The organism is Chryseobacterium sp. D764 (genome assembly GCF_019317325.1).
In the GTDB taxonomy this organism is placed as follows: Bacteria; Bacteroidota; Bacteroidia; order Flavobacteriales; family Weeksellaceae; genus Chryseobacterium.
Genome location: NZ_CP079219.1, coordinates 1,276,517 through 1,300,601, shown reverse-complemented (window position 1 = coordinate 1,300,601; position 24,085 = coordinate 1,276,517). Strand labels below are relative to the sequence as shown.

Genomic DNA, 24,085 nt, shown 5'->3' with positions numbered 1-24,085 from the left:
TCTTTGTCCTAACAATTTATTACCTGATTTAACAATGAATGTTAAATATGTTCCCACGTATTTTAAGTGAAATTTCAGGGTGGTTTATACAGGGGAGACGTACATCTCCTCTGTTAAAATTCAGGTGATCAATAAGCAGATGAATGTCAAAAAAAAATAAACCAAAGGTTATGAAAAATAGAAAAATTACATCCTTAGCATTGGTAATGCTTGGACTATCCATTACCGTGTCCGGACAAACCGGAAATGTAGGAATCAATACAACTTCTCCTACAAGTACATTAGATATCAACGGAAATTTACGGGTCAGAGATTTGCCGATCATTCCAGCCGGAACTCCAATGGTGTCCGATGCAAATGGAAATATAGGAATATTCAAACCCGTGGATCCGGATGATTTTATTGTCTATAATCTGGATAGTAATATCAGACAAAATGATTCAAGGAATGTAGCTTTAACTTCGATAAGAAATCCTACGCAAAACGGAGGTTCTCCTCAGATAGATGCCAATAATTGCTGGGTAGTTCCCAATTCTACGATTGGATTGAAATTTCCGGCAAGTTCTGTGCGAAGAGGTACTGTATCCTGGGGATTATGGTTTGAGATGAATTACGGTGATTTAGGTCCGTTTTCCCAAACTTCCATTGAAAGTGGAACAGGAAAGATTAAAGTTCCTGTATTGTTCAATAGCAGAGCATACGCAAGACTTTACAAAAAAACAGGACCTGGAGTAAATGATTGGACGGAACAAAATACAGTAACGGTGGTTATGCAGACCTCGCAGATTTCACCCTACTTCTTTGATGCGGCAAATTTAGACAGCTCAGGTAATCCATATGCTGTAGGAGGCGCTACCAATGCCAATTTCAGATACTTTCTGTATGCTAATTACAGTGTAGGTGACGGAACAGGGATTAGTATTGATCCGGATTCTGAATATAAAGTAGAATTATTATATGGAATAGAAAATTTATCTTCCCGTGCTGCCATTACAAATGCTGCTTTTTTACAGAACTGGGGAGTACAGTCTACAGGATATAGTTTTTACAAGAATTAGATTTTTAATTACATTTTAAAATGAGCGGAGTAGAAATATTCCGCCATTTGAATTCAAAGTACTTTTTATAAAAAGCAATTTATTAACATAACGATCTTCACAATTTGAGAGTTCAATGAAAATAAACAATAAGAAAAAAGTAATTCATCATATGATTTTTCAGCTGCTACTGATTGTATTCCTATTGGTAACAATTATTACACTTAGATTCCTTGATTATCATTTACTTCCAATGTTGTTTATTTTTATTACTCTTTTGGCATTGCTATACGGGAAACTAAAAAACAGGTTTATCTTCGAATATGAAAACTCCGGAGAGATCCTTTCCATAAAAAGTTATCAATGGCTTTCGGCAGGTAAAAAACCTCGTTTTGAAATGCCGCACAGAAAAATCGTAAATATTGAAATCAAGGAAGGCATTTTAAAAAAATACCTGGTTATTCTATTCTTGAATTCTTCGGGCAAAGTTTTAAGAATGGATATTGATATTACCTTTTGTAATGAAAATCAGGTGAATTTACTTTTTAAAGATATCACAAAAAATATGACCATGAAAGACCATGAGTTTATTTCCGAAGGAGATGATGGTGTTTTGAACAGTAAATAAATTAATATAGATGGAAAATTTAAAAGATATTCATATCGGAGATCTGCTGTATAAAAGAGTAAAGGAAGAAGAAGTAGAGATAACCAGAATCTGTAAGTTTTTGCAGAAAACAGAAAAGGAAATTACAGAAATGTATTCTCAGAAGTCTGTAGGTGCAGATGTACTTTTAAAATGGTGTAAACTGCTTGAATATGACTTTTTCCGACTGTACTCCAATCATTTGATTTTATATGCTCCGGCATCCAGCCCCAATAAAAAAGAGAAACAATCCCAGCTGCCTCAATTCAGGAAAAGCTTATATACTAAAGAGATCATAGACTTTATGCTGGAGCTCCTGGAGAATAAGCAGATGACAACTTTAGAAATCATGAATCAATACAGAATTCCAAAATCAACGCTCAATAAATGGATAAGCAAATACAGATCATAAATATCGGCCCCAATTATAAACAGATTTACCATGATTTTATCGAAGCCAAATGCCCTGATAAAAGAGAATTTGTCAAAGGGTTTTTAGCCAAGGACTGTCTGTCAGTATCTGATGTGCTGAAGATTAATACGATCATTTTTTTTGATGGATTGTCTGAAAGTCAAAAATTCAAATCCTATGATAAACAGGTTATTTTTGAAATCCTCGATTATCAGAAAAAGCACAGGTTAAATAATACCCAGCTGGCTAGCCATTTTAAGCTGAGCAGAAATACAGTGACCAAATGGAAACGTACATTTTTAATATAAAGAGAAGAACACATTTTCCACTAAAGCAATGTTGTTTATCGTTTTGTTTTTTTTCTAAGTTTTTAGAGTATATCTGATGATAGATATGCTCTTTTTTTGTTTCGATGATAGTGTTGAGTCGTATTTTATCTACAATACCTGAGATTTTTTTTTACAGAATAAGCTTAGAATGTTTACAAGATCTGTTTTGCCTTTTACCATAATTATTATGACCTTTGGAGGACATTAATGATTAAAATTTCCTGATCGCATTTAATTAATATCGATTCTAAAGACTAAGGATGAAATATCTTGAAAGATCATTTTCTTTCTAGGTATTCATTTACGTTTTGAATATTTTCTCTTTCATTAAAAAACAAAAACCTCCCTTACCCAAAAGGCAAGGAAGATTTCAATCAAAACGCTATAAGAACAGTCTGATAACTACACCACAACATCTATCTTTACATTGATATTTCCACGGGTTGCTTTTGAATAAGGACATGTCGCATGTGCTGTTTCCACAACTTTTCTGGCTTCATCTATAGGAAGACCCGGTAAAATGATCTGTAAATGAGCCTGTAGAAAAAATCCGTCATTATTGGATGTCAGATCTATTGAGCTATTGACAGACAGGTCCGTAGGAAGATTAACTCCCATCTTAACAGCACCCAAATGCATAGCTCCGATAAAACACGCGGACCATCCTGCAGCTAATAACTGTTCCGGATTCGTTCCGTTTCCTTTTGCTCCGGGTGAGGTCAGTTCAATGTCCAGTTTTCCGTCACTGCTTTTAGCTTCCCCGTTGCGTCCTCCGGTTACTACAACGTTACCTGAATACAACACTTTATTGATGTTAACTACTGTTGTATTTTCTACTTCCTGAATGGTATTTAATTCCATATTTTTATTATTTAGATTGAACAATATTGTTGATGATCTGTTATTAAAATTTTTTTCTTAAATCTTTGAAAGCGGCTCTAAGTTCTTCTGTGAAGACTTGTGGCTGTTCCCAGGCGGCAAAATGTCCTCCTTTTAGAGCTTTATGATAATAATATAAAGTAGGATAGGCACGTTTTGACCAACTTTCCGGAGCTTGATAAATCTCGTGAGGAAATACCGAAATGGCTACAGGAACTTTAATGTCTTTTGTTTTCTGTGCATCAGCGCTGAAGTTATTTTTATTGTTCTCCCAATAGAAACGCGAAGAAGATGCTCCTGTATTGGTAAGCCAGTAAAGCGTAATATCATCAAGAATCGCATCACGGCCGATTACATTTTCAGGGTGGAGGTCGCTTTCGCTCCATTCAGCGATCTTCTCGTAAAGGAATGCAGCTAAAGCACTTGGAGAATCAGAAAGTAGATACCCTGTTGTCTGTGGACGTGTTACCATCATTCCTCCATAGGCTGCATTTCTTCCAAAGAAAGTACTCATTGCATTGTAAGCCTGTGCTTCTGAAGCGGAAAGTCCGGCAGGCACAGGATCGCCTGCATTGATGGGTTTTACAAGCTCAGCAGGAATAGTGGCCGGCATGGTAAGGTGAATCCCCAAAAGACCGGAAGGAGCCTGTTTTGCCAAAGCATCAGATACTACAGAACCGTGGTCACCACCTTCGGAAACATACTTTTTGTACCCAAGTCTTTTCATGAGAACATCCCAGGCGCGGGCCACACGATCTGGATTCCAGCCCAGTTCTGTAGGTATTTCTGAAAAACCATACCCTGGGATAGCTGGGATGATCACATCAAATGCATCACTTGCTTTTCCTCCATATTTCACGGGATCAGTCAGAGGTCCTATGGCATCAATAAATTCCAGTGGAGAACCCGGCCAGCCATGAGTAAGGATCACGGGCATTGCATTAGATTCTTTTGAACGTACATGAATGAACTGAATATCAAGTCCGTCAATCTTTGTTACAAATTGTGGAAGCGCATTCAGCTTATTTTCTACTTTTCTCCAGTCATAACCATTACCCCAATAGGTGATCAGTTCTTTTAACTGAGCGAGCTGAATTCCCTGAGAAGCATCTTTTACTGTCTCTTTATCAGGAAAACGGGTCTCCGAGATTCTTCTTTTGAGTTCATCCAGTTGAGATTGTGGAATATTGATATGAAAAGGACGGATACTGATGTCAGATTTTGACGAAGCCGTATGGGTGTTATTAGCTTGCGCTTTGAATATTGCAGGAGTACTTAAAATAAAAGTTGCTGCTAACAGGATGTTTGAAATTGTTGTTTTCATTGTTTTGTTGTATTTAGATTTAGATTTGTTTTTCTTTTTTGATGAGACAAAATTATGCTCTGAGAATCGCTAGGGAAACGGGTAATGTACTCAAGTAGTCATATTTCGTATCGAAATAGACACTACAGGTGGTAAATAGGAAATAGTATAAGGATTGATCTGGTGAAAAGACGTGTTGGAGAAGGCGCCTGGTTCTTCATTTTTTTTGTAGTTTCGCTTTTCTGAAAACACGGTTTTCGGCCTATCACATTATATAAACTTCTATGAAACGAAATTTTATCAATCAGGAAGAACTTTCTGATAAATTTTGGAATATTGACTATTCAGGAACTATACAAAAAATTGCATTCGGGAAAACCGGAACCAAAGGACGTGAAACTATTAAAGAATTCGCTGACGAAAAGGAGTGCATCCGGGAATCTGAGAAACTCATCAGCCAAAAGATAAAAAAAGGATATACTGAAATTCAGGAGAACGAAGAAATACCCCAGAAAAAAGAGCTTTCAGAAAATGAAAAAGCAGATATTTATTTCTGGGAAGCTATCGAAAAATCTAATACATATAAAAAAGCCCATTGGAGTGAATATGATATTGATGAACACCTGGAAAATCTAACGGCTTATCTTGCCAAATTTGGGAAAGAAAGACTTATTCTTTTTGAAAAAACCCTTCAGGAAAAATTGAGTGAACTGTATACTGCCGAAATTGCTGAACTTTCCTTTATCCTTGAAGGTGATTTCAGATCAGAAAAAGGGACATATGTTTTTGATGGCTTCCTTTCTGATGACGGATTTATTTATTTCCGATGCTGGCTGATCCTTAAAGGAAAAGATTTTTTTGAAGATATTACGCAGGATATCCAGTCATTTGTAAGTGGAAAATATAGCTTTAATATTGGTGATTGCTGGGGAGAAGGACTTCTGTATGTATCAGATGAAGCCTATTCCGAAAATCATGACAATGAGGATGAGTCAGAAATAAGAGATGCGGTGCACGAGCAGTATCCGGATAATCATTATGACGGTATGAACCGCCAGATGAAGCGTGAGCCAAAAGGAGGCACTGATCTTCATAAGATGTATCCTAAATTAGTAAAAGAGATCTGTGAGTTAAGAAAATAACAGATTCCTTTTTTAAAAGATAAAAAATAAGCTCCGTTTTATACAAAAACGGAGCTTATTTTATGATTGTATTTTCTGAAAAATTATCCGTGAGCTTCTACGGATACTTCATTCCATTCTTCCCAGACTTTTAATCGCTGTTCATAATTTTGTTTTACAAAAGGAAGAGCGACTTTCCCAAGCAATAAACGCAATGGAGGATTTTCAGTTTCGGCTAATTTTATCAATGCCGGTGCTGTGGCTTCTACATTTCCGAAAGAGTTCTCAGCTTCCGAAAAGGCTTTTTTAAGACCATCATAAACGGGGTTGCTTTGAGTATTAATTCCTGTATGCCAGATATTGGAAGCATAGCCGTTAGGTTCTACCAAAGTAACATGAATACCAAATTCTTTTACCTCTGTAGCTAGAGTTTCACTTAACCCTTCCAATGCAAATTTAGAAGCATTATAAAGTCCCATTGTTGGTAAAGTTGCCAATCCCAGAATAGAAGATACCTGAATGATATGGCCGCTTTTCTGATCTCTCATAATAGGAAGTACAGCCTGCGTAAGCCACAGAGTTCCAAAGAAATTGGTTTCAAACTGTGCTCTGGCTTCCTGTTCATTCGTTTCTTCAATAGCACCCGTTAATGCATACCCCGCATTATTGATCAGGATATCAATGCTGCCAAAGTGCTGTTGTACCTTTTGAGCCACAGCCAAAGATTCTTCCCGTTTGTCTACATCTAAGGTTAAAGGCAATACAGAATCTCCATATTTTTCTTTTAAATCATTAAGTGTTTCTACATTTCTGGCTGTTGCCGCTACATTGTATCCTTTTGCTAAAAAAGCTTCTGCCCATGCTTTTCCGAAACCTTTTGACGCCCCTGTAATTAAAACTGTTTTTGACATTGTTTTGTTTTTTAATTAATTGTTATGATTATACTTTTTAAAGTTTTCTTTTTAATTTAAATAACCGATCGGTCATATTTTTGATAAAAAAAATTACACTCTATTTTCTTCTATCATTTTTTTCAGGCTATTGCCAATAACCTCCATTCTGTCATTATTACCAGACATTCTTGACATCAAATGACCTCCTTCAAGCATGGCAAAAAGAACTGTTGCAAAATCAGCCGGATTCCAGTCTGCTCTGAACTCTTTATTAGCAATTCCCTTTTCAATAATACCGGAAAGTAATTCCTGTCCCTGTTTAATGGCACGGTTTACCTTTTCTTTGACTACAGGATTAGTGTCATCAGCCTCCATTCCAAAATTTAATAAAGGACAGCCTCCAACAACCGGTGGGTGATTGGGATCACTAAAAAAATCAATATATGCTAATAATTGCTCTTCGGAAGTTGTATGCCCGCTCAAAACTTTTTGGAGTTTATCACTTAATAGTTTCATGTTATGCTCAACGGCAGCACAGGCAAGAACATCCTTATTTTCAAAGTGAACATACATACTGCCTTTAGACAATTTGGTTGCCTCCATAATATCGCTCATAGAAGTAGCTGCAATCCCTTTTGTGTTAAAAATAGGAGCTGCTTTTTCTATAATGAACTGTCTGGTTTCTTCACCTTTTGCCATGATACCTTTAAATAATGATACAAATATATGACCGATTGGTCATAAAAACAAAGCTTTTCTTAATTTTTTTAATGCATGTGTTTTAAAGTACTGATAACCAGAATTTTGTTTATGGTTGTTCAGCAAGGAAGCATTGAAGGAATTTCTAATCCATTATGAATCCTTCCACAAAAGTTTTCTTTTGTGATTTGTTTCCCAGTCGTTAAGAGAAAGTATTTCTTCTTTTTATTTTAAGAAATTTTTCACAGTAAACAATATTTCATGTAGAAAGGCTCGATTAAATTTTTAAATTTACCTAAAATTAATGCAATGGCAAACGATAAACTGAATGTCCGGACACTCCGTGAGCTTTATCAGCAGCTGGATCTTCCTGTTGATTATCTGGAAGTGGAATCTGGCTTTACCATTCATCATTTAGAAGAAACATTCAAAGATTTACCCTTCCGTTCTGAGCCTTTTCGACCAAACTACTTCAGTTTTTTATTTATAAAGAGTGCATTCGGACATTATACGATAGATGACCAGCGGTTTGAAGTGACCTCAGATACCGTATACTTTACCAACCCCGGAAATTACAGGATTTTTGAATGGGAAAAACTGAAGCATACATGTCTTATCACTTTTGGAGAAGGCTTTTTGAAAGAATATGTACATGATGATGTCTATCGGGATTTTTCTTTTCTTTTGTCAGAAGTTATTGCTCCCCGGGTTTTGTCACAGCAGCAATTCGGCCAGATAGAAGAGTTATATAGATTGATACACAAAGAGTATAAAGGACATTCTTTATATAAAAATAAGATTATCGGAGCTCTAGTGATTGCATTACTGTTAAAGATCAAAGAATATTTTTTTCAGGATTATGACCCTATTTATGAAGGGAATCGCAGTTCACAGATTGTTAAAACTTTCAAACTGAATGTAGAACGGCATTTCAGAGATCTGATCAGCGGAAAAACAAATGCTCAGTTAAGAGTTCAGGACTATGCCTACCTGCAGGCCCTGCATGTCAATTATCTTTCCAGTGTTATCAGTAGTAAAACGGGAAAAACAATCAGCTCATGGATTGCCGATAAAACGACAACTGAGGCCAAAGTCATGCTTCAGAATGAAAAACTCAGTATTAAAGAGATTGCAGCAAGATTAGGCTTTCTTGAAACTCCTCATTTCAGCAATTATTTCAAAAAACACACTTCAATAAGCCCCGCAGAATACAGAAAACAGTATTTTGGAAGCCAATCTTAGATATTTGCAACATCTGCTATAATTCTTGTACGTCCTTGATGAGCGTAATGTATCAACTTTGTCCTATCAAATTAACATTGATAAAAACAAAGTAATATGAGTACATTAAACAACAAAGTGATCCTTGTGACCGGAGCGTCAAGAGGAATCGGAGCTGAAATAGCTCAACAGCTTGCGTCAGCAGGAGCAAAAGTTATCGTCAATTATGCAGGTGGAAAAGAGGCTGCAGAAGATGTTGTAGCCTTAATAGAATCCAATGGAGGTGAGGCCATTGCCATACAGGCGGATGTAAGCAGTCCTGAGGCTGTAAAACAATTGTTTGATCAGGCTGTCGGCCATTATGGAAAACTGGATGTTCTTGTAAACAATGCCGGTGTTATGATTACCAAACTGATCAAAGACACTACTGATGAGGACTTTACACGTCAGTTCGATATTAATGTAAAAGGGACATTCAATACCTTAAGAGAGGCAGCTGCCAGGCTGACCGACAATGGAAGTATCATTAATTTTTCATCTTCTACTACAAGACTGATGATGCCTTCTTATGGCACTTATGTAGCAACAAAAGCTGCTGTAGAACAATTGACCCGTGTATTTGCAAAAGAAGTTGGCAACAGAGGAATCAATGTAAATGCAATTCTTCCGGGACCTACCAATACGGAACTTTTTACTACCGGTAAATCACAGGAAGTGATAGACAGGCTAGCTTCTTTAAATGCATTTAACCGCTTGGGAGAACCTGGGGATATTGCGAAAATTGTGGTTTTTCTTGCCGGAGATGATGCGAAATGGATCAGCGGACAAACCATTGGGGTAAACGGTGCTATGGCATAATCATATAGTATGAAAACTTTACCAATTGCAGCCGCATTCGGCCTTTTCGGGGCCATTGCCGTCACTGTTTCTTTTTCACAGCAATGGCCTACGTGGGTGATGTTCATAGCCTGGGTGAGTTTCTATATTTTCGGTAAAAAGTGGCACAGTTCTCTATGGGCATTTTTACAGATTATTCTGGGAATGGGAATGGCGGTACTGATTCAGTTGACATCCGGGTTTTTGGGACAATTTATCGGGGCATTTGGGTTTCCGGTGTCTGTATTTTTTTACATAGGATCATTAGCGTATTTCGCAGGAACCCAAAAGCTGAATAACATACCCGCATGGTTTTTAGGATTGATTATTTTGTTTGGAGTTCACCCGCCATTGGAACCGCTCCCGATATTAAAATTACTGATACCCATCATTGCCGGATTTTTCTTTGCCTGGCTGAATAACAAGGTCGTTGAAACTATCCATGAAAAACAGGTGCCGGAATCATCCACTCAATAAAATTTATTTTTAAACACAATTATTATTCAAATTAAAAAATCAAAAATAATGAATTCATTACAAAATAAAGTAGCCATTATTACAGGCTCAGGAAGAGGTTTAGGAAAAGCTATCGCAGAACGTTATGCTGCTTTGGGCGCTGATATCGTATTAAACTATTCACGGGATAAAGCTTCTGCAGATGAGGTGGAAAGCACCATCAAAGCAATGGGAAGCAATGTGATTTCTGTACAGGCAGATGTAAGTAAAGTGACTGAAATTACGTATCTTTTTGAGGAAGCCAGAAAAGCATTCGGGAAAATAGACATCGTGGTTGCCAATGCCGGTATTGAAATGGTAGAAACTCCTGTAACAGCGTTTACTGAAGAGCAGTTTGACAGACTGTTTTCAATCAATACCAAAGGAGCTTATTTCACCATGCAGCAAGCCGCTCTGAATGTAGAGAACAACGGACGGATTATCTATGTGGCATCGTCTACTACAGCTTTTCCTGTGCAGGGTATGGCAGTATATGGTGGAAGTAAAACAACCCCCAGATATCTTGTGGATGTACTTTCAAAAGAAATAGGACACCGTGGGGTAACGGTGAATACCATTATTCCTTTCGCTGTAGACCATTCAGGAATTTTTGCAGAAGAAAGAAGCTATCCTGAACTGAGAAAATCATTGATTGAAAGTTGTCCGATGGGGAGATTGGCAGAAGTGGAAGATGTAGCCAATATTGCGGAATTTTTTGCAAGTGATCTTTCTTCATTTGTGAACGGACAGCATTTACTGGTGAATGGAGGAGCTAATCAATAAGATGGAATGATGAAAACTATGAAATTATCCAGTATTGTACTGGTAATGATCTGCACTCTGAATGCCTGTGGACTTCCTATTGGCTGATAAGCTGGATTAATATGAAAAGCTTGGATAAGCTCGTAAGTTTATGATCATAAAAAACCTCTGTTTCAGAGGTTTTTGTATTTAAAATAAAATTCCCCAACCAAAAATAAAATTCCCCTGAGAATTAATGAATAAATTCTTAAAAAAAGGTTGGGGATAAAAAATAGAAATGTAATACTAAACTATATTCATAGAATTCAATCATTATTACTTTGTTTTGGAGACAAACCAATCCTTATTTTTTTGACCGTTATTTTGATACATCTTCATATCATGCTGCAGGACCGAAATCCTGCAGTGATACACTTTTCATTTGTGTTATAGAATCGTAAGTTTATAAAAAATTAAAAGGAAAGCATACATTCAATAGAGGGATATTGGAATGTATGCAGCAACTAAAAATCTTGATTTATATGAGTTCAAAGCTCAATCAGTATTTTTTTATCCATTTGTATAAAGTGGTTTTGGGGATTCTGTAATCTTCTATTATCTGTTGTTTGGTTTTCTCATTTGTTTTTAAAAGATTTAGAATAAAATCAATTATTTCAACGGTATAAATATTTTTCCTGAACTCTGGAAGCTGTGTTTTTTTTTGTTTTAATTTTTGATAATAATCTGATGACAAAGGAGGTGAATACAGCAAAAGATGTTGAGAATAGATCCTGAAAAAATCATAAGTTAAAAGCTTGCTCCATTTAAGAAGAATCTCTGCATCCAGAGATTTGCTTTTGTACATCTCTGCAAGTTCCTTATGGCTGCATTGCATAAAGTTCAGGAGTCTGTCTGAAGAAAAGCCGGTTTCTTTCACCCGTTTTTGTATCAATTCACCGATATGGATATCTTTAAAAAGCATAATGAAGAAAAATTGAATAAAACCACTTTTGTGATAGACCAAAAGTGGTTTTTATAATTTGAAAATAGATATTTTATTATTCAGTATAGATATTAAGTACCATAATATACAATACTCAATGAAGCTGTAGTTAATCTGTGAGGTCTTGTGTAGTTACCTCTACAACTTATTATTTCACCGACATTAAAATATGTAGTTACTCCTATAGTATTTGCTTCGAAAGTAAGATTGTCAGTCAAACTACTTTGATTTACAGAAAGTTCAGTTGTAGTACTAGAAGCAGTTTTCTTTATAAAGGTTTGTACTGTTCCTCCAGTTGTAGGAAAGTTCATACCAACATTTTTTTTTGTGTAAAGCAAAATACCATAATATCCTGCTTTCAATACTGTAAAATTCCCTGAGCTGTATGATAAGTTTACAGCATTGATTTTGTCAGTAGTAAAAGTGTACTTAGCCTCTGTATTGGCAGGAAGATCACTGGTTGAGGTAATTCCTGTGGCAATTCCTACGATAGAAGGTATGCTTAGTGTTGTTCCATCTTTCAGGTTGCCATTAGCATCAGTTCCCAATAAATTGAAATTCTTGTAATTTTCCAGCCGTACAGAGCCATCATCAGATACACTAAGCAACTCCTTATTGGTGCTGTCATTAATCTCTAAGGCTTTTGTAGTGCTTGTGGTCCCTTTACTAATTACATCAAGCGTAGCGCTGGGTGTTGAAGTATTCATCCCAACCTGTGAATACACATTCAATGAAGTAAGGAGAACAGCGGGTAATAATAATTTTTTCATAGATGTAAAGATTTTTTATTTTGTTTTTTTTCACTTAGACTCACAGATATGTAAGTTGCATGTGCTGTAAATCAAGAGGGTACATTTTGTTGTTGCAATATTACATTCGTGACTTAATGTGGTGCAAAATTTTATCTATGACATAGCTATGACATGATATTAACTTTCTGATAATCAGATGCTATTTTTAATCATATATTATTTTCTGTTTTATGATCCGCTCTCTCATCGTATGTAAAATGTGTGTTTAATTTTGGGTTTTAAGTAAAAGGCTCTTGAATGATTATTGAAATATGGATGGAGGGGTAAATGCTTACTTTGTACAATAATTTATTGTCTTCGTAATTATGTTTGAAATTTTAATAATGTTATGATGGGTTTTGTGACGATAAAATTATATTCCTGAAAAATAAGCTAGAAACAGTAATAATTCTTATGTCATATCTGTGTCATACCTATGTCATGTCCATATTGATTCCTTTTTTCTTTAAATATTTTATAATTGCTCCTGAAATAGCAGTAGTTCTCGTATAATGATTAATTGGATATTGTATTTTCTTATTATTATTGATTTTTTAATAATTAAATCATTTATTTGGTTTTAATTTTATTTGATTTTACTGTTATATTTGTTATGTATATAAATTGTTACACATGCTTACTATATGATGAAATTTATTTTTTTGTTTTTTCATTTTTTGCTTTTTGCACAGTCTAAAATTACCACAAGAACTATTGAAAAGAGACTGGAGAAATCTAATGCACTTCTTATTGAAGGGCAGACAGATGAAATGGTTACATTGAATCTTTCGATACTGGATGACGCTAAGCATATTAATTATGCAGAAGGTAAATTGTCTGCCTATTATAATTTAGCGCTTGCTTTTTCTATGCAGCACAAGTATAATAAAAGCAATTACTTCTTAAAGATGATGGAACCTGAATTTAAAAATTCGGATGCTGAAGATCAGGAAATTTCCATGAATATATTATACAGTATTAATTACAGAGGAATTAAAATGTATGATGAAGCACTAAAAAAATTAAGAAAGAATTTGTTGATGGCAAATGATTTAAAAAATGATTCTACCAGACATGCCATAAAAGGAATGATTCTGGTTCAGGTTGGGAAAAATTATCTTGAGAAAAAAAAGTATGACTCTGTTACGTACTATGGAAAGAAGATTGTTGATGAATTGAAGAAATCAAAAAAAATGGACGTCGGAATGAATACAAGCTTAAAAGCGGCATTGCTGCTTTTATCTGAAGCAAAGCTGAATGAAAATAAAATTGATTCTGCAGAGTTTTATATGAATTTAGCTCGGTCTGTGCCTGTTGATTGGGGGAATAATGATTTTGCAACATTGAAGCTTTTAGGACAAATTCATGACGTGAGAAAGCAATATGATTCCGCAATTGTAGATTATGAAAAAGCAATAAAGCTTGCCACAAAAGCAAAGAATTTAAAAAAATTATCAGAGTTATATCATTTAATAGCCAAGTCATATGAAAAAACCGGTCAGATAGATAATGGAAAGAGATATGAGCTCAAATATAATAGTCTTAATGATAGCTTAAAGAGGATAGATGAAGAGAATCTGGAAGATACAGTAGGTCTTCTTGTAGAAGAAAAAAAGAAGCCTTTGGAGCACCGAACCCACATTTTATTATACGTTATACTTATAGGATTTGTGGGTGCAATTATTATCATCTTTTTTGTACATAACAGGATGAAAAAGAAAAATAGAGTGCTAAATATAAAAGAAAAGGAAACTCAGGAACTTAATCAAAAATTGAATTTTGCATTTGAGGAAGTCTCCCAGTTGGCTAAAAATAATGACCCGGAATTTCTTACCCGATTTCAGGAAGTATATCCTGAGTTTATATCAAAGTTATTGAAAATAGAACCAGAACTGCAAAGTACAGAATTAAAATTTTGTGCTCTGTTATTTCTTAATTTTTCTACCAAGGATATCGCTGCCTATACTTTTGTTCAGCCCCAATCTGTACAGACCAGAAAAAACCGTTTGCGTAAAAGATTAGGGATTCCATCGGATGAGGATATTTATCTGTGGATGAAAAAAAATAAATAGAAGCTTATTATATCACATCGCTATTTTACTATTTATAATTTAGTATTTCAATGTATTGTAACACCTATGTGATAGGTGTTTTTTTGGAAAAACAATGAGGATTAATCAAATTTGTATTCCAAGAAAAGATAAATTGTTGTAAGTGAACTTTTCAAAGATAAATTATTCTTTGTGGCTAAGAGTTTAGTTATTATTGGCCGGAGATCAGCCACGCTTCGGCCCCCTTTCGGGGTATTATTTGATTAAAACATATAAAGAATTTATGCAAAAAAGTGAATCACCTGATTATAAAAGAATATACGAAGATATCTTACGATTGCAGCATCCCACCAAAAAAGAACAATGTGAATCCATATTATCCAAAAGTAGATTTTCGGTAAAAGATGTTATTACCATCAATGATATTATTTTTCCTAAAGCTGATAAGAAGACCCAGTTTGATAATCAAAGACATCGTTCTTATGATCAATCGGCGATTCTTGAAATCCTTGATTATCAGAAAAACAATAAATTGAGTAACTCTGAATTGGCAAGATATTTTAAATTGAGCCGGAATACTGTTGCGAAATGGAAGAAACATTTTTTGGTGTAATGTGTTGTGTATTAAAAATAATACACCAGTTTATTTAAAAAGATATCATAATCGCTTAAAGTTTATCCTTTAGAAATATCAGAAATAAGATTCTATACTTACATATACCTGAATTTTTCTATCACAAGAAATCCAGATTTTTAAAATAAAATTAAAAGCTTCAATGAAAAAACAGAGACTATCTCATTCATGAAATAGCCTCTGTTTTTTTAATCAATATCCTGTTAATGCAGGTCATTAATTTTTTATGGTGGAAATATGGATACATTTTTGACCGTTAAAATCTGCCAGTTCAATGTTGCCAATCATTTCATTATAGACCCGGGTAGTGGTATCATTAAACTGATATCCTTCAATAAACACAGGTCTGTCCTTTGGAAGATTGCTCTGCTCATTGAGCATTTCCAGTGATAAACTATCAGGATAACCTTCATTTTTTTTAAACTTAATCTCTATTAAGCCGTTGCCAGCGAGATAATCAAATTTCTTTAAATGAGAAGGCAGAGCGGCCTTGGTTTTATAAACGTTTACTTTCTCAATACTGTTTTTGTAAAGATCAAACATGCTGGCAGTTCCAATGGCATCATTGTAAACAGCAAATTGTACGTTGCTGTTTTTCTGAGCCCAAAGTAGACCTGAAGAAATAATGAGGAATATATATAATAACTTTTTCATAATAAATAGATGTTTAAATGCCAATGATTTACTGTGGAAGGTTGGGATTAATTTCTGTTTTTTACTGTAATCCATCCGGTGTATTTTATTGGAGTCTGTTTTTTGTTGGTCTCATTCCAGCCCATATCAAACCAATAGGTTCCGGTAGATACTTTTTTGCCGTCAACGGCTCCGTCCCATTTGAATCCGTTCAGTTTACTTCCTTCATGAATCTTACTTCCGTATCTGTCATAGATACTGAATATAAAATTAGGTTTATTTGCTAAAGCAGAATAATCAAGGATATCATTTATTCCGTCACCATTCGGAGTGATGATGTTGATCAGATTAGGAACTGTGATTTCTACCTGCAGAGGAATACAATTGTATGAATCCTTTACGTAGAAAGTTTTGCTTCCGCGGGGTATATTGGTAAATATATTTTCATTCTGCCAGTTGATATTATCCATGGAATATTGATAAGGCGCTGTTCCTGCAATCACAGTTAATGTAACCGAATTATTGTTAATCGTAATCTCCGAAATGACAGGGTTTTCAGAAGCATACACCTTCACCGTTTGTCTGGTGGTACATTCTCTGTTTTTCAGATCTACCCAATAGGTTCCAACTCCTACATTTTTGATGGACGGTGTTGTCGCTCCCGTACTCCATTCATAAGAAGTAAAACCTGGCCCTGCATCTAATGTGGTTGTATTTTCCATACAGATAATTTTATCCTTTAATACATCTGAGTACATAGGAGCGATAACTGTAAGGGTGACTTCTGCAATTCTATAACATCCGTTGGCATTACTTACTTTAACATAAACTACACCAGTAGGAGCAATGTAATTGGCTGGATTCAGAATTTGGTTTGTCCCATTGTGTGCATCTGTTGGAGACGGATAATAATGTTTAATAGTTCCTGGTTGTATATTAACCCCTGCTGAAGTTAAATCAAATACCCCAAGTGCATGATTGGAAGGCTCAAAGCATGATCGTAAGGCAGCATCTTTAACGATTGGAGTTTCAGAAACCGTTAAAGTTAAAGTTACCTGCTCACAATCTGTAAAATCCGGATTGTTTCCACAAAACTTATAAACAATAGTATCCGTACCCAGATAACCGAAATTGGGAACATAATTAAGTACTCCTGATGCATCAATAGTAACTGTACCATTTGTCGGAGGTGTAATAATAGTTACTGTACTTGGGACATAAGTTTGGGTAGAATTGGTAAACTCCGGTACTATAGTCTGGTGTCCTTCACAAACCGTTACCGCTTTGGTAGATTCTTCAAGACAGGTATAGACCTTATAAACCGGAGTAGTTGCCGGATTACAATTGCCTACTGCAATTTTTACCGTATAATTTCCTGCAATCAGTGGAGTATAAGTATTGGCATTGGCTCCGGTAATAGGGTTTCCGTTCAGGAACCATTGGTAGGTGTCATAGCTGTCACTTACTTCCAGTACAATACCCGGGATGCATTCTCCTGTCTTTTTGGAAATCAATGGAATAGAAGAGAAACCTGCGAAGTATCCACCATATCCGGATGTACTGTATCCACCGTTAATACCTGCGGTTACGGCCTTATCAGAAACAACTGTTACATTTCCGGTGATAGATGGGATAGCATAGGTCACCCAGCCGCTATTCCCCGTCAATGCAAAAGGTCCTTCTGCAGCTGTAGGAGTATTTCCATTTACCATTACATTGGCTCCAACTTCTGTTAAAATATTCAGTTTTACAATAGCTCCGGTTGGGACAGTACTTGTTACTCCCGGTCCTGTTGGCATTTCATTGATCTTCCCGATTTCTTCAATTTTTCGGGGTAGAAAACAGTTTAATGGTGGTATGTAATTGAAACCACAGGTTGCACTGCTGTTGTTTACAGAAACCATCTGATATAAATAGACATTTTTTGAAGTCGTAATAAACATATTAAAATGCCCGGAATTTCCCTGCTGAACATAGTTGCTTCCTGAAATTCTGTAAAATTCCCCACTGTTGATGGTCGCAATAGGAGTGCTGGAACCATTGATGAATATTTGGGTATTGTTTTCTGTTCCTACAACAATACCTCCTTCCAGGTCAGCATTGGTAGATCTGGTTCTTACCATGGCAAAAGTACTTCCAAGTCTATCCGTAGGTACAGACTGATCAAGAATTGCATCCGAGCCCGTACTGGTGTTGCTTCCAAAATTTCCATTTACATTTCCATTGGTAAGGGTAATGGGTTTATCAGAAACAATTTTAGCTCCAATAAAAGCAGATAGGTTTTGACCATTTGCTCCCGGACCTCCGGCAAAAATAAAAGATTGTCCTTTATTAAGAGTAATTGTCTGCGAATGATTTGTTGGTGTTCCTCCAAAAAATGTTACATTTCCGTTCCATGTAGCGGTTACAACCGTATTGTTTTCTGTTGCCAATATACCTGCCGTGAAGTTATACAACGTAAGTGATGCGGTAGTAGGAGTTCCGGCTACATAAAATTCTTTGCCAATCCCGGCTTTTCCTTTACTTGTTATGATTTCAGCGTGTGTAGTACTGCTTACCATCCTTAATGAACAGTAGAATGGCTTGGCCCCTTGTACATATAAACCTTTATTGATGGTTGTGAAAGCATCTGTCGTAACATTGGCGGCTATATTACCAATGGGTACCACAAACGTCTGAGGAGCGCCTTTACTAATAGTTACATTACCAATCGGAACGTTGTTGCTGTTAATCGTAACAACAAAAGGAGTTGCAGAATCGGTAGAAAGATATAATGCCTGCGTATAATTTACAGAGGCGTAATAAGGTGCAAACCAGTGATCTGTATCTCTCTGAGCACAAATAGGAATGCCTAATATCAGGAACAATAAACTAAATATAAAGCTTTTCATGCATTGCTGAATTTTGATCTTAAAAATTACGAATTCTTTTTTAAAAATCAATTATGATTCTTTTATTAATTTTTTATGAACGTTTGTATTTCCATCTTCTATTCCTATCATATATATTCCGTTGATAAGATTGCTGAGATCAATAGTATTGTTCAGAATTATTCCGGTAGATATGAGTCTTCCAACAGCACTGTAGATTTTATATTTAGCTTTTGTACTTATGTTTTTTACATACAATACCGAACTTACCGGATTAGGATAAATGTGAATATCTGCCTGGTTAAGAGAATTAGAAACCGCCAGTTTTGAGATTCTGACAGTGTAGTCTTCCACTTCACCATCCTTGAAATTCATACAGTTTACAGGAATTCCGTCTTTCTGTAATGCGACTCTCATGACTACATACTTATGATCAGTCAGGCTTATGAAAGCATCATGAGGAACAGAAAAGGTAGTACTTGCTGTTGGATTTCCATTAGGTCCGTCTGCGAGAATTCTTTCATTGATATCAAATTCTCCGTTCCTGTTGAAATAAATCCAGATCGCAACACCTGCATTGATACCAGAACTTAAAGTCTTATCAAGTATAATATGGTTTTCTGTGGAACCTTGAATCAAGTCAATAAACTTTAAAGGATTTCCTGTGAAATCGGAATTGGTAGATGCCATAGATTCATGATCATTTCCTTATTACATTAGGCTTTACCGTAACTTTTGAAATGAATTCCGCTGTAGAATTAGCTGCTGATATCGGACAGTAGATTACTGTAGGAGTGGTGAAATAATACAGTTTTGTGAAATTTCCCGGTATTCCGTTACAGATATTGGAAACCTGCATTTCATATTTTGTAAGCTCCAGTAAACCCGTGATTGTGTAAGTATTGGTGGATACTGTAACATCAGTCCAGCTTGGAATTTCTACTTTTCTGTATTTCAATAGATAAGTGTCACCGGTGTAATGTAGCTGATATAGTTTGTTTGAACCGAAGTATTATCCACTACCGGAAAGTTGACAGGAGTAACTTTCACATTAGAGATATAATCGTTTGTTCCTGTTCCGGTCATGTTACAATAAGTTAACGGCGGAGTGGTAAAACTTGTATTTTGGTGAGAAAGCTCCCTGGTTTCCATTACATATTGTTGCGATTTGTACCTGATGCAGTCTGTTCAGTAAGTCAGGTAATCGTGTAAAAACTTTGTCCTGCCGTAAGAGTCTGACCTGCTGCATTGGGAAGCCATGTTCCTGTAGTTCCCTGTCTCCATCGGATAACATAATGTCTTTCACCGGAAGAGAAAAAAGTACACACCATTACCTATGATTTCCATCTTAAATATACCAATAGCGTATATGTGATTGTTAATCACGGGATTACATCTATAGAGCTTTATGGTGATGGAGAAATCTCTAAAATAGTCTGTGTCGTGTCCTATTCCCTTAATCGGACTGCAGGAAATATCCGGATTATATCCAATACCTCAGAAAGTTATTGGAAATATAATTTCTTTACGGGAAAATGGACGGAAGAATGTAAAGTTACCCTAAAAATAAAGGAAATTGAAATTATAAGACTCTATTTTCAGGGATTAAAAATAAAAGAAATTGCAGAGCAATTATTTGTGTCACCCAGTACCATAAAGTTTCACAGAAGCAAATTGTTTGAAAGAATTGGTGTAAAAAATATTATCGAAGCAATATCCTACGTAATAACAAATAATTTGATTTAAACTTTATTTTTTCTAAATGTTTTTCAGATTGAAAATGCTGAAAAACAAATATCTTTTCGGGTAGTTTACAGTTTTTAAATACTAAGAACTGTCTGTTTCTTATACATATGTTTTGAGAATTGTCCCTCTATATTTTTGTAGGGGGACAATTCCCGGAACAGCTTAATTAAGCTGATAATTTGTGATCACTAAACTCAGGATGAAATGAACATAATTCTCTTCTACCTCTTTTCTGTTGATCAACTTGTTTTTATACTCATAAGAATTCAGGTCTCTGGATAATTTTTGATATGTTTCAAAATCATCACCTTTAATCTTTACTCTTATATTACCATCTCTTCTGTTGATGAGTACATCATCTAAAGTTCTTACTTTAAATAAAACTTCACATAATGCAGGACGAGCCTTCATTGACCCGATATATCTTTCAACTATATTAATCTTGAACGAATCAAATTTGATGGTATTAAAAACAATTTTAGAATTAGGTTCCTGAGTGTTGAGTTCAAGTTTATAGTTCATTACTTTATAAATTTTGGCAAATATAAGTTTAATTATGCCAAAAAACAGACTGTTTTAATAGATCATTACCATAATAATGATTGAATTTTTTTCTATAAAAAGAAAAACCTGTGAAAATGTGAATATTAGTAGCTTATAAATGAGGGCAAAACGAAAGTCTGGCGAATTTTTTTCTTCCTTTATTTTTTTCCTTATAGGCATTTACGTAATTTTATTCTCTGTAATTAAATTCATATTAATACCAATATAATGGAAAGATATAGTTATGGAATAGTTGGCCTTGGAGTAATGGGGCGGAATCTTCTTTATAATATCGCTGACAACGGGTTTTCAATCGCAGGATTTGACCTTGATCAGGAGAAAGTAAAAGAATTAGAGAATGGTGCTGCTTCAGAAATGAAAGTAAAAGGTACAGGCTCTTTAGAAGATTTTGTATCTGCATTAGAAGTCCCAAGGAAAATTATTCTTATGGTTCCTGCAGGAAAACCTGTAGACGCAGTCCTGGAAAACATTACCCCGCTTTTGAATGAAGGTGATATCGTAATTGATGCAGGGAATTCTTATTTTGAAGATACCAACAGACGTGTTGCTGATCTGGCATCTAAAAAACTGCATTTTATGGGAATGGGAGTGTCAGGTGGAGAAAAAGGAGCCAGAAGAGGTCCTAGTATAATGCCTGGAGGTGATCTGGAGGCGTTCAAACTTCTTAAACCAATGCTTGAAGCTATTGCTGCAAAAGTAGACAACGAAGCATGTACAGCATATATGGGGAAAGGATCTGCCGGGAACTACGTGAAAATGGTGCACAACGGTATTGAATATGCCATAATGCAGCTTATCAGTGAAGCTTATGATCTGCTTAAAAGAGGTGCCGGGCTGAATAACGAACAGCTTTACGAGGTTTTCAGAGATTGGAATAACGGAGAAATGAATTCATTCCTTATTGAGATTACCAGAGATATTTTTATTCAGAAAGATTCATTCACAGAAAATTATCTTGTTGATCAGATTTTAGATAAAGCAGGAGCAAAAGGAACCGGAAAATGGACTTCTGAGCAGGCCATGGAAATTGGTGTTTCTATTCCTACCATTGATATTGCGGTAACTTCAAGAATTTTATCTGCCTATAAAGATGAGAGAGTTCAGGCTTCCAAAATATATGCTGAAAAAGAAATCACAAAGCCGGAAAATACAGAATTGTTTATCAGGGAAGTAGGGGATGCTCTTTTTCTTTCAACATTAATCAGTTATGCACAAGGCTTGTCTTTGCTGGTAAAAGCATCTGCGGAATACGGTTTTGAAATTCCATTGAAAGATGTTGTGAAAATCTGGAGAGGAGGATGTATCATTCGTTCCGTATTGCTGGAAAAATTCTATTCTGCCTATACTCAAAACCCTGATCTTTCTAATATTCTGCTTGATCATGATATTTCTGAATTGGTAAAATTGAAAATCAAAGCTCTAAGAAAAACTGCCGGATATGCTGCTGCAAACGGTATTTCAAGTTTGGGAATTCAGACAGCTTTGGGATATTTTGATGCCTATACTACAGAATCTCTGCCCGTAAATCTGATCCAGGCTCAACGTGATTATTTCGGAGCTCATACTTATCAGCGTATTGACAGAGATGGTGTTTTCCATACTTCTTGGCAAAGTGCAAACAATTAAATTCGGAAAAAAAATGAATCAAAATAAAATCTTGCAGCCAACATCTATCGTTATTTTTGGTGCAACGGGAGATCTGGCAAAAAGAAAACTTTTTCCGGCATTTTATAACTTATATATTGACGGCAGAATGCCCAAAGGCTTCAATATTGTAGCATTGGGAAGAGCCGAAAATACTGATGAGAATTTCAGAAATTATATCAAGGAAAACCTTGAAAGCTTCTCCAGAAAAAAAGTAACTTCTGAAGATTGGGCAGGCTTTCAGGCTCATATTACTTATTTTCAACATCAGCTGGATGAGGAAACTTCTTACCAGAATCTACAGCAGAAATTATTGGATTTTGATGCTGTTTACGGGATGAGAGCCAACAGGTTGTTTTACCTGTCAATAGGGCCTAATTTCATTACCACTATTTCCAATCATATCAAAACAACATCATTAGCTTCCGATCCGAAGAAAGACCGAATTATTATTGAAAAACCTTTTGGACATAATAAACAGTCGGCGATTGAGCTGAACAGTCTTCTGGCAAAAACATTTGAAGAAGAACAGATTTATCGTATTGATCATTACTTAGGGAAAGAAACAGTACAGAATATATTGGCATTCAGATTTGGGAATTCTATTTTTGAACCTTTATGGAAGCATAAATATATAGAATCCGTGCAAATTACCGTAGCGGAAGAAGTAGGAGTGGAGACAAGAGGTGCTTTCTATGAACAGACGGGAGCATTAAGGGATATGATTCAGAATCACCTGTTGCAAATCTTGTGTATGGTGGCTATGGAACCGCCGGCTTCATTGCAGTCTGGCGAGATCAGAGACCGTAAAGTAGATGTTTTAAAATGTATCCGCAGAATTTCTCCTGATCAGGTAGATCATTATGCTGTACGAGGTCAATATGGAAAAGGTACCATAAACGGGGTAGAAGTGAAAGGTTATCGTCAGGAAAACGGAATTGCTTCAGACTCCAATACAGAAACTTTTGCTGCAATAAAATTTTATCTGGATAACGAAAGATGGAAGGATGTTCCTTTTTATGTTCGTACAGGAAAGAAAATGAAAGAAAAGCATTCTTATATTACCATTCAGTTTAAGCCGCTTCCTCATTCCACATTTTCAGACAGCCCACATCTTTTATCAGCTAACAGATTGATTATTAATATTCAGCCGATGATGGATATCAGATTACAGTTTATGACGAAAAAACCGGGACTGACTTTGGATTTGAAACCAGCAGAAATGATTTTTGATAATTTTGCCTGTCAGGATGATACTCCGGAAGCTTATGAAACTTTGCTGCAGGACGCTCTTTTAGGAGATCTTACCTTATTTATGCGTTCGGATCAGGTAGAAGAGGCTTGGGATGTTGTGACAACAATACAGGAAGCATGGGAAAATAATAAAGATTTATCCTTCCCGAATTATAAAGCAGGAAGCTGGGGACCGGAAGATTGCAATGCTTTGGTGGAGAGACAGGGACATAGCTGGGTATAAAACAATATAAATTTAAACAG

The 24,085-nt window shown here is 35.7% G+C and carries 27 protein-coding genes; 14 read left to right on the top strand and 13 right to left on the bottom strand.

Translation table 11 applies throughout. The annotated features are described in order from the left end of the window. Positions 1–170 precede the first annotated feature (170 nt). The 4 genes from KYG33_RS05875 to KYG33_RS05860 all read left to right on the top strand — a co-directional run bounded on the left by KYG33_RS05875 (position 171) and on the right by KYG33_RS05860 (position 2,403). Positions 171–1,058, top strand: a complete 888-nt coding sequence (locus tag KYG33_RS05875; RefSeq protein WP_139348525.1) for a hypothetical protein — start codon at positions 171–173, stop codon at positions 1,056–1,058. Positions 1,059–1,173: 115 nt separating this feature from the next. Continuing rightward, the gene (locus KYG33_RS05870; RefSeq protein WP_077416629.1) at positions 1,174–1,665 is read left to right on the top strand and encodes a hypothetical protein; all 492 of its coding nucleotides are present in this window, start codon (positions 1,174–1,176) and stop codon (positions 1,663–1,665) included. Between the two features lie 10 nt (positions 1,666–1,675). Next, entirely contained in the window at positions 1,676–2,095 is a 420-nt protein-coding gene (locus KYG33_RS05865) for a transposase (RefSeq protein ID WP_077416631.1), read from the top strand. After that, complete coding sequence (locus KYG33_RS05860; protein ID WP_077416633.1) at positions 2,071–2,403, top strand: transposase; 333 nt, start codon at positions 2,071–2,073, stop codon at positions 2,401–2,403. The genes KYG33_RS05865 and KYG33_RS05860 overlap by 25 nt, the downstream gene beginning before the upstream one ends. A gap of 423 nt (positions 2,404–2,826) precedes the next feature. On the opposite strand, the gene KYG33_RS05855 is transcribed toward KYG33_RS05860, so the two are convergent. Together KYG33_RS05855 and KYG33_RS05850 are read right to left on the bottom strand one after the other, a co-directional pair. Beyond that, positions 2,827–3,285 carry an organic hydroperoxide resistance protein gene (locus KYG33_RS05855; RefSeq protein ID WP_257468944.1) on the bottom strand — a complete coding sequence of 153 codons (459 nt, stop codon included), beginning with the start codon at positions 3,283–3,285 and terminating at the stop codon, positions 2,827–2,829. Positions 3,286–3,328: 43 nt separating this feature from the next. Next, complete coding sequence (locus KYG33_RS05850) at positions 3,329–4,627, bottom strand: epoxide hydrolase family protein (RefSeq protein ID WP_219072836.1); 1,299 nt, start codon at positions 4,625–4,627, stop codon at positions 3,329–3,331. A gap of 263 nt (positions 4,628–4,890) precedes the next feature. On the opposite strand from KYG33_RS05850, the gene KYG33_RS05845 reads away from it, so the two are divergent. Further along, complete coding sequence (locus KYG33_RS05845) at positions 4,891–5,748, top strand: DUF4240 domain-containing protein (protein ID WP_219072835.1); 858 nt, start codon at positions 4,891–4,893, stop codon at positions 5,746–5,748. Positions 5,749–5,831: 83 nt separating this feature from the next. On the opposite strand, the gene KYG33_RS05840 is transcribed toward KYG33_RS05845, so the two are convergent. Both KYG33_RS05840 and KYG33_RS05835 read right to left on the bottom strand, forming a co-directional pair. After that, entirely contained in the window at positions 5,832–6,638 is an 807-nt protein-coding gene (locus KYG33_RS05840; RefSeq protein WP_219072834.1) for an SDR family NAD(P)-dependent oxidoreductase, read from the bottom strand. A gap of 93 nt (positions 6,639–6,731) precedes the next feature. After that, complete coding sequence (locus tag KYG33_RS05835; protein ID WP_077416643.1) at positions 6,732–7,319, bottom strand: TetR/AcrR family transcriptional regulator; 588 nt, start codon at positions 7,317–7,319, stop codon at positions 6,732–6,734. A 309-nt stretch (positions 7,320–7,628) separates the two neighbouring features. On the opposite strand from KYG33_RS05835, the gene KYG33_RS05830 reads away from it, so the two are divergent. The 4 genes from KYG33_RS05830 to KYG33_RS05815 all read left to right on the top strand — a co-directional run bounded on the left by KYG33_RS05830 (position 7,629) and on the right by KYG33_RS05815 (position 10,694). After that, a complete protein-coding gene (locus tag KYG33_RS05830) occupies positions 7,629–8,561 on the top strand; it encodes a helix-turn-helix domain-containing protein (RefSeq protein WP_077416645.1) in 933 nt (310 codons plus the stop codon). A 96-nt stretch (positions 8,562–8,657) separates the two neighbouring features. Beyond that, positions 8,658–9,398, top strand: coding sequence for an SDR family oxidoreductase (locus KYG33_RS05825; RefSeq protein ID WP_077416647.1), 741 nt, complete (start codon positions 8,658–8,660; stop codon positions 9,396–9,398). A 9-nt stretch (positions 9,399–9,407) separates the two neighbouring features. Beyond that, entirely contained in the window at positions 9,408–9,893 is a 486-nt protein-coding gene (locus tag KYG33_RS05820; RefSeq protein ID WP_077416649.1) for a DUF1097 domain-containing protein, read from the top strand. A gap of 48 nt (positions 9,894–9,941) precedes the next feature. Then, complete coding sequence (locus KYG33_RS05815; protein WP_077416651.1) at positions 9,942–10,694, top strand: SDR family oxidoreductase; 753 nt, start codon at positions 9,942–9,944, stop codon at positions 10,692–10,694. 517 nt (positions 10,695–11,211) lie between these two features. On the opposite strand, the gene KYG33_RS05810 is transcribed toward KYG33_RS05815, so the two are convergent. Continuing rightward, the gene (locus KYG33_RS05810) at positions 11,212–11,634 is read right to left on the bottom strand and encodes a transposase (protein WP_077416653.1); all 423 of its coding nucleotides are present in this window, start codon (positions 11,632–11,634) and stop codon (positions 11,212–11,214) included. Between the two features lie 92 nt (positions 11,635–11,726). Continuing rightward, complete coding sequence (locus KYG33_RS05805; RefSeq protein WP_077416655.1) at positions 11,727–12,425, bottom strand: hypothetical protein; 699 nt, start codon at positions 12,423–12,425, stop codon at positions 11,727–11,729. A gap of 665 nt (positions 12,426–13,090) precedes the next feature. On the opposite strand from KYG33_RS05805, the gene KYG33_RS05800 reads away from it, so the two are divergent. Both KYG33_RS05800 and KYG33_RS05795 read left to right on the top strand, forming a co-directional pair. Continuing rightward, on the top strand, positions 13,091–14,518 hold the full coding sequence (locus KYG33_RS05800) for a helix-turn-helix transcriptional regulator (RefSeq protein ID WP_077416657.1): 1,428 nt from the start codon (positions 13,091–13,093) through the stop codon (positions 14,516–14,518). Positions 14,519–14,780: 262 nt separating this feature from the next. Further along, complete coding sequence (locus KYG33_RS05795) at positions 14,781–15,110, top strand: transposase (RefSeq protein ID WP_077418031.1); 330 nt, start codon at positions 14,781–14,783, stop codon at positions 15,108–15,110. Between the two features lie 237 nt (positions 15,111–15,347). On the opposite strand, the gene KYG33_RS05790 is transcribed toward KYG33_RS05795, so the two are convergent. Genes KYG33_RS05790 through KYG33_RS22460 form a run of 6 tightly spaced genes read right to left on the bottom strand, consistent with a single transcriptional unit; the run spans position 15,348 to position 19,965 of the window. Continuing rightward, positions 15,348–15,785, bottom strand: a complete 438-nt coding sequence (locus tag KYG33_RS05790) for a hypothetical protein (protein WP_077416660.1) — start codon at positions 15,783–15,785, stop codon at positions 15,348–15,350. A 47-nt stretch (positions 15,786–15,832) separates the two neighbouring features. Further along, positions 15,833–18,655 (bottom strand): T9SS type B sorting domain-containing protein, encoded by a 2,823-nt coding sequence (locus tag KYG33_RS05785; RefSeq protein WP_219072833.1) that lies wholly within the window; start codon positions 18,653–18,655, stop codon positions 15,833–15,835. Positions 18,656–18,706: 51 nt separating this feature from the next. Further along, a complete protein-coding gene (locus tag KYG33_RS05780; RefSeq protein ID WP_219072832.1) occupies positions 18,707–19,324 on the bottom strand; it encodes a GEVED domain-containing protein in 618 nt (205 codons plus the stop codon). Positions 19,325–19,334: 10 nt separating this feature from the next. Beyond that, positions 19,335–19,592 carry a fibronectin type III domain-containing protein gene (locus KYG33_RS05775; RefSeq protein ID WP_077416666.1) on the bottom strand — a complete coding sequence of 86 codons (258 nt, stop codon included), beginning with the start codon at positions 19,590–19,592 and terminating at the stop codon, positions 19,335–19,337. After that, complete coding sequence (locus tag KYG33_RS05770; protein ID WP_077416668.1) at positions 19,589–19,786, bottom strand: hypothetical protein; 198 nt, start codon at positions 19,784–19,786, stop codon at positions 19,589–19,591. Before KYG33_RS05770 ends, KYG33_RS05775 begins: the two co-directional genes overlap by 4 nt. 44 nt (positions 19,787–19,830) lie before the next feature. Next, positions 19,831–19,965 (bottom strand): hypothetical protein, encoded by a 135-nt coding sequence (locus KYG33_RS22460; protein ID WP_257468943.1) that lies wholly within the window; start codon positions 19,963–19,965, stop codon positions 19,831–19,833. 40 nt (positions 19,966–20,005) lie between these two features. On the opposite strand from KYG33_RS22460, the gene KYG33_RS05765 reads away from it, so the two are divergent. Then, entirely contained in the window at positions 20,006–20,380 is a 375-nt protein-coding gene (locus KYG33_RS05765; RefSeq protein ID WP_219072831.1) for a response regulator transcription factor, read from the top strand. Between the two features lie 162 nt (positions 20,381–20,542). Here the strand turns inward: KYG33_RS05765 and KYG33_RS05760 are convergent, their stop codons facing one another. Then, positions 20,543–20,902 (bottom strand): prevent-host-death protein, encoded by a 360-nt coding sequence (locus tag KYG33_RS05760; protein ID WP_077416671.1) that lies wholly within the window; start codon positions 20,900–20,902, stop codon positions 20,543–20,545. A 249-nt stretch (positions 20,903–21,151) separates the two neighbouring features. Here KYG33_RS05760 and gndA point away from each other — a divergent pair, with 249 nt between their 5' ends. Together gndA and zwf are read left to right on the top strand one after the other, a co-directional pair. After that, positions 21,152–22,570: an NADP-dependent phosphogluconate dehydrogenase gene (gene gndA / locus KYG33_RS05755; RefSeq protein WP_219072830.1), complete on the top strand. Its 1,419-nt coding sequence runs from the start codon at positions 21,152–21,154 to the stop codon at positions 22,568–22,570. 13 nt (positions 22,571–22,583) lie between these two features. Beyond that, positions 22,584–24,065 (top strand): glucose-6-phosphate dehydrogenase, encoded by a 1,482-nt coding sequence (gene zwf, locus KYG33_RS05750; protein WP_180563942.1) that lies wholly within the window; start codon positions 22,584–22,586, stop codon positions 24,063–24,065. The last annotated feature ends 20 nt before the right edge of the window (positions 24,066–24,085 follow it).

Excerpts from the sequence above, each read along its gene's own strand:
- KYG33_RS05875 (WP_139348525.1), top strand. The coding sequence starts at position 171 with ATGAAAAATAGAAAAATTACATCCTTAGCATTGGTAATGCTTGGACTA.
- KYG33_RS05870 (WP_077416629.1), top strand. The coding sequence starts at position 1,174 with ATGAAAATAAACAATAAGAAAAAAGTAATTCATCATATGATTTTTCAG.
- KYG33_RS05865 (WP_077416631.1), top strand. The coding sequence starts at position 1,676 with ATGGAAAATTTAAAAGATATTCATATCGGAGATCTGCTGTATAAAAGA.
- KYG33_RS05860 (WP_077416633.1), top strand. The coding sequence starts at position 2,071 with ATGGATAAGCAAATACAGATCATAAATATCGGCCCCAATTATAAACAG.
- KYG33_RS05855 (WP_257468944.1), bottom strand. The coding sequence starts at position 3,285 with ATGGAATTAAATACCATTCAGGAAGTAGAAAATACAACAGTAGTTAAC.
- KYG33_RS05850 (WP_219072836.1), bottom strand. The coding sequence starts at position 4,627 with ATGAAAACAACAATTTCAAACATCCTGTTAGCAGCAACTTTTATTTTA.
- KYG33_RS05845 (WP_219072835.1), top strand. The coding sequence starts at position 4,891 with ATGAAACGAAATTTTATCAATCAGGAAGAACTTTCTGATAAATTTTGG.
- KYG33_RS05840 (WP_219072834.1), bottom strand. The coding sequence starts at position 6,638 with ATGTCAAAAACAGTTTTAATTACAGGGGCGTCAAAAGGTTTCGGAAAA.
- KYG33_RS05835 (WP_077416643.1), bottom strand. The coding sequence starts at position 7,319 with ATGGCAAAAGGTGAAGAAACCAGACAGTTCATTATAGAAAAAGCAGCT.
- KYG33_RS05830 (WP_077416645.1), top strand. The coding sequence starts at position 7,629 with ATGGCAAACGATAAACTGAATGTCCGGACACTCCGTGAGCTTTATCAG.
- KYG33_RS05825 (WP_077416647.1), top strand. The coding sequence starts at position 8,658 with ATGAGTACATTAAACAACAAAGTGATCCTTGTGACCGGAGCGTCAAGA.
- KYG33_RS05820 (WP_077416649.1), top strand. The coding sequence starts at position 9,408 with ATGAAAACTTTACCAATTGCAGCCGCATTCGGCCTTTTCGGGGCCATT.
- KYG33_RS05815 (WP_077416651.1), top strand. The coding sequence starts at position 9,942 with ATGAATTCATTACAAAATAAAGTAGCCATTATTACAGGCTCAGGAAGA.
- KYG33_RS05810 (WP_077416653.1), bottom strand. The coding sequence starts at position 11,634 with ATGCTTTTTAAAGATATCCATATCGGTGAATTGATACAAAAACGGGTG.
- KYG33_RS05805 (WP_077416655.1), bottom strand. The coding sequence starts at position 12,425 with ATGAAAAAATTATTATTACCCGCTGTTCTCCTTACTTCATTGAATGTG.
- KYG33_RS05800 (WP_077416657.1), top strand. The coding sequence starts at position 13,091 with ATGATGAAATTTATTTTTTTGTTTTTTCATTTTTTGCTTTTTGCACAG.
- KYG33_RS05795 (WP_077418031.1), top strand. The coding sequence starts at position 14,781 with ATGCAAAAAAGTGAATCACCTGATTATAAAAGAATATACGAAGATATC.
- KYG33_RS05790 (WP_077416660.1), bottom strand. The coding sequence starts at position 15,785 with ATGAAAAAGTTATTATATATATTCCTCATTATTTCTTCAGGTCTACTT.
- KYG33_RS05785 (WP_219072833.1), bottom strand. The coding sequence starts at position 18,655 with ATGAAAAGCTTTATATTTAGTTTATTGTTCCTGATATTAGGCATTCCT.
- KYG33_RS05780 (WP_219072832.1), bottom strand. The coding sequence starts at position 19,324 with ATGGCATCTACCAATTCCGATTTCACAGGAAATCCTTTAAAGTTTATT.
- KYG33_RS05770 (WP_077416668.1), bottom strand. The coding sequence starts at position 19,786 with ATGGAAACCAGGGAGCTTTCTCACCAAAATACAAGTTTTACCACTCCG.
- KYG33_RS22460 (WP_257468943.1), bottom strand. The coding sequence starts at position 19,965 with ATGGTGTGTACTTTTTTCTCTTCCGGTGAAAGACATTATGTTATCCGA.
- KYG33_RS05760 (WP_077416671.1), bottom strand. The coding sequence starts at position 20,902 with ATGAACTATAAACTTGAACTCAACACTCAGGAACCTAATTCTAAAATT.
- gndA (WP_219072830.1), top strand. The coding sequence starts at position 21,152 with ATGGAAAGATATAGTTATGGAATAGTTGGCCTTGGAGTAATGGGGCGG.
- zwf (WP_180563942.1), top strand. The coding sequence starts at position 22,584 with ATGAATCAAAATAAAATCTTGCAGCCAACATCTATCGTTATTTTTGGT.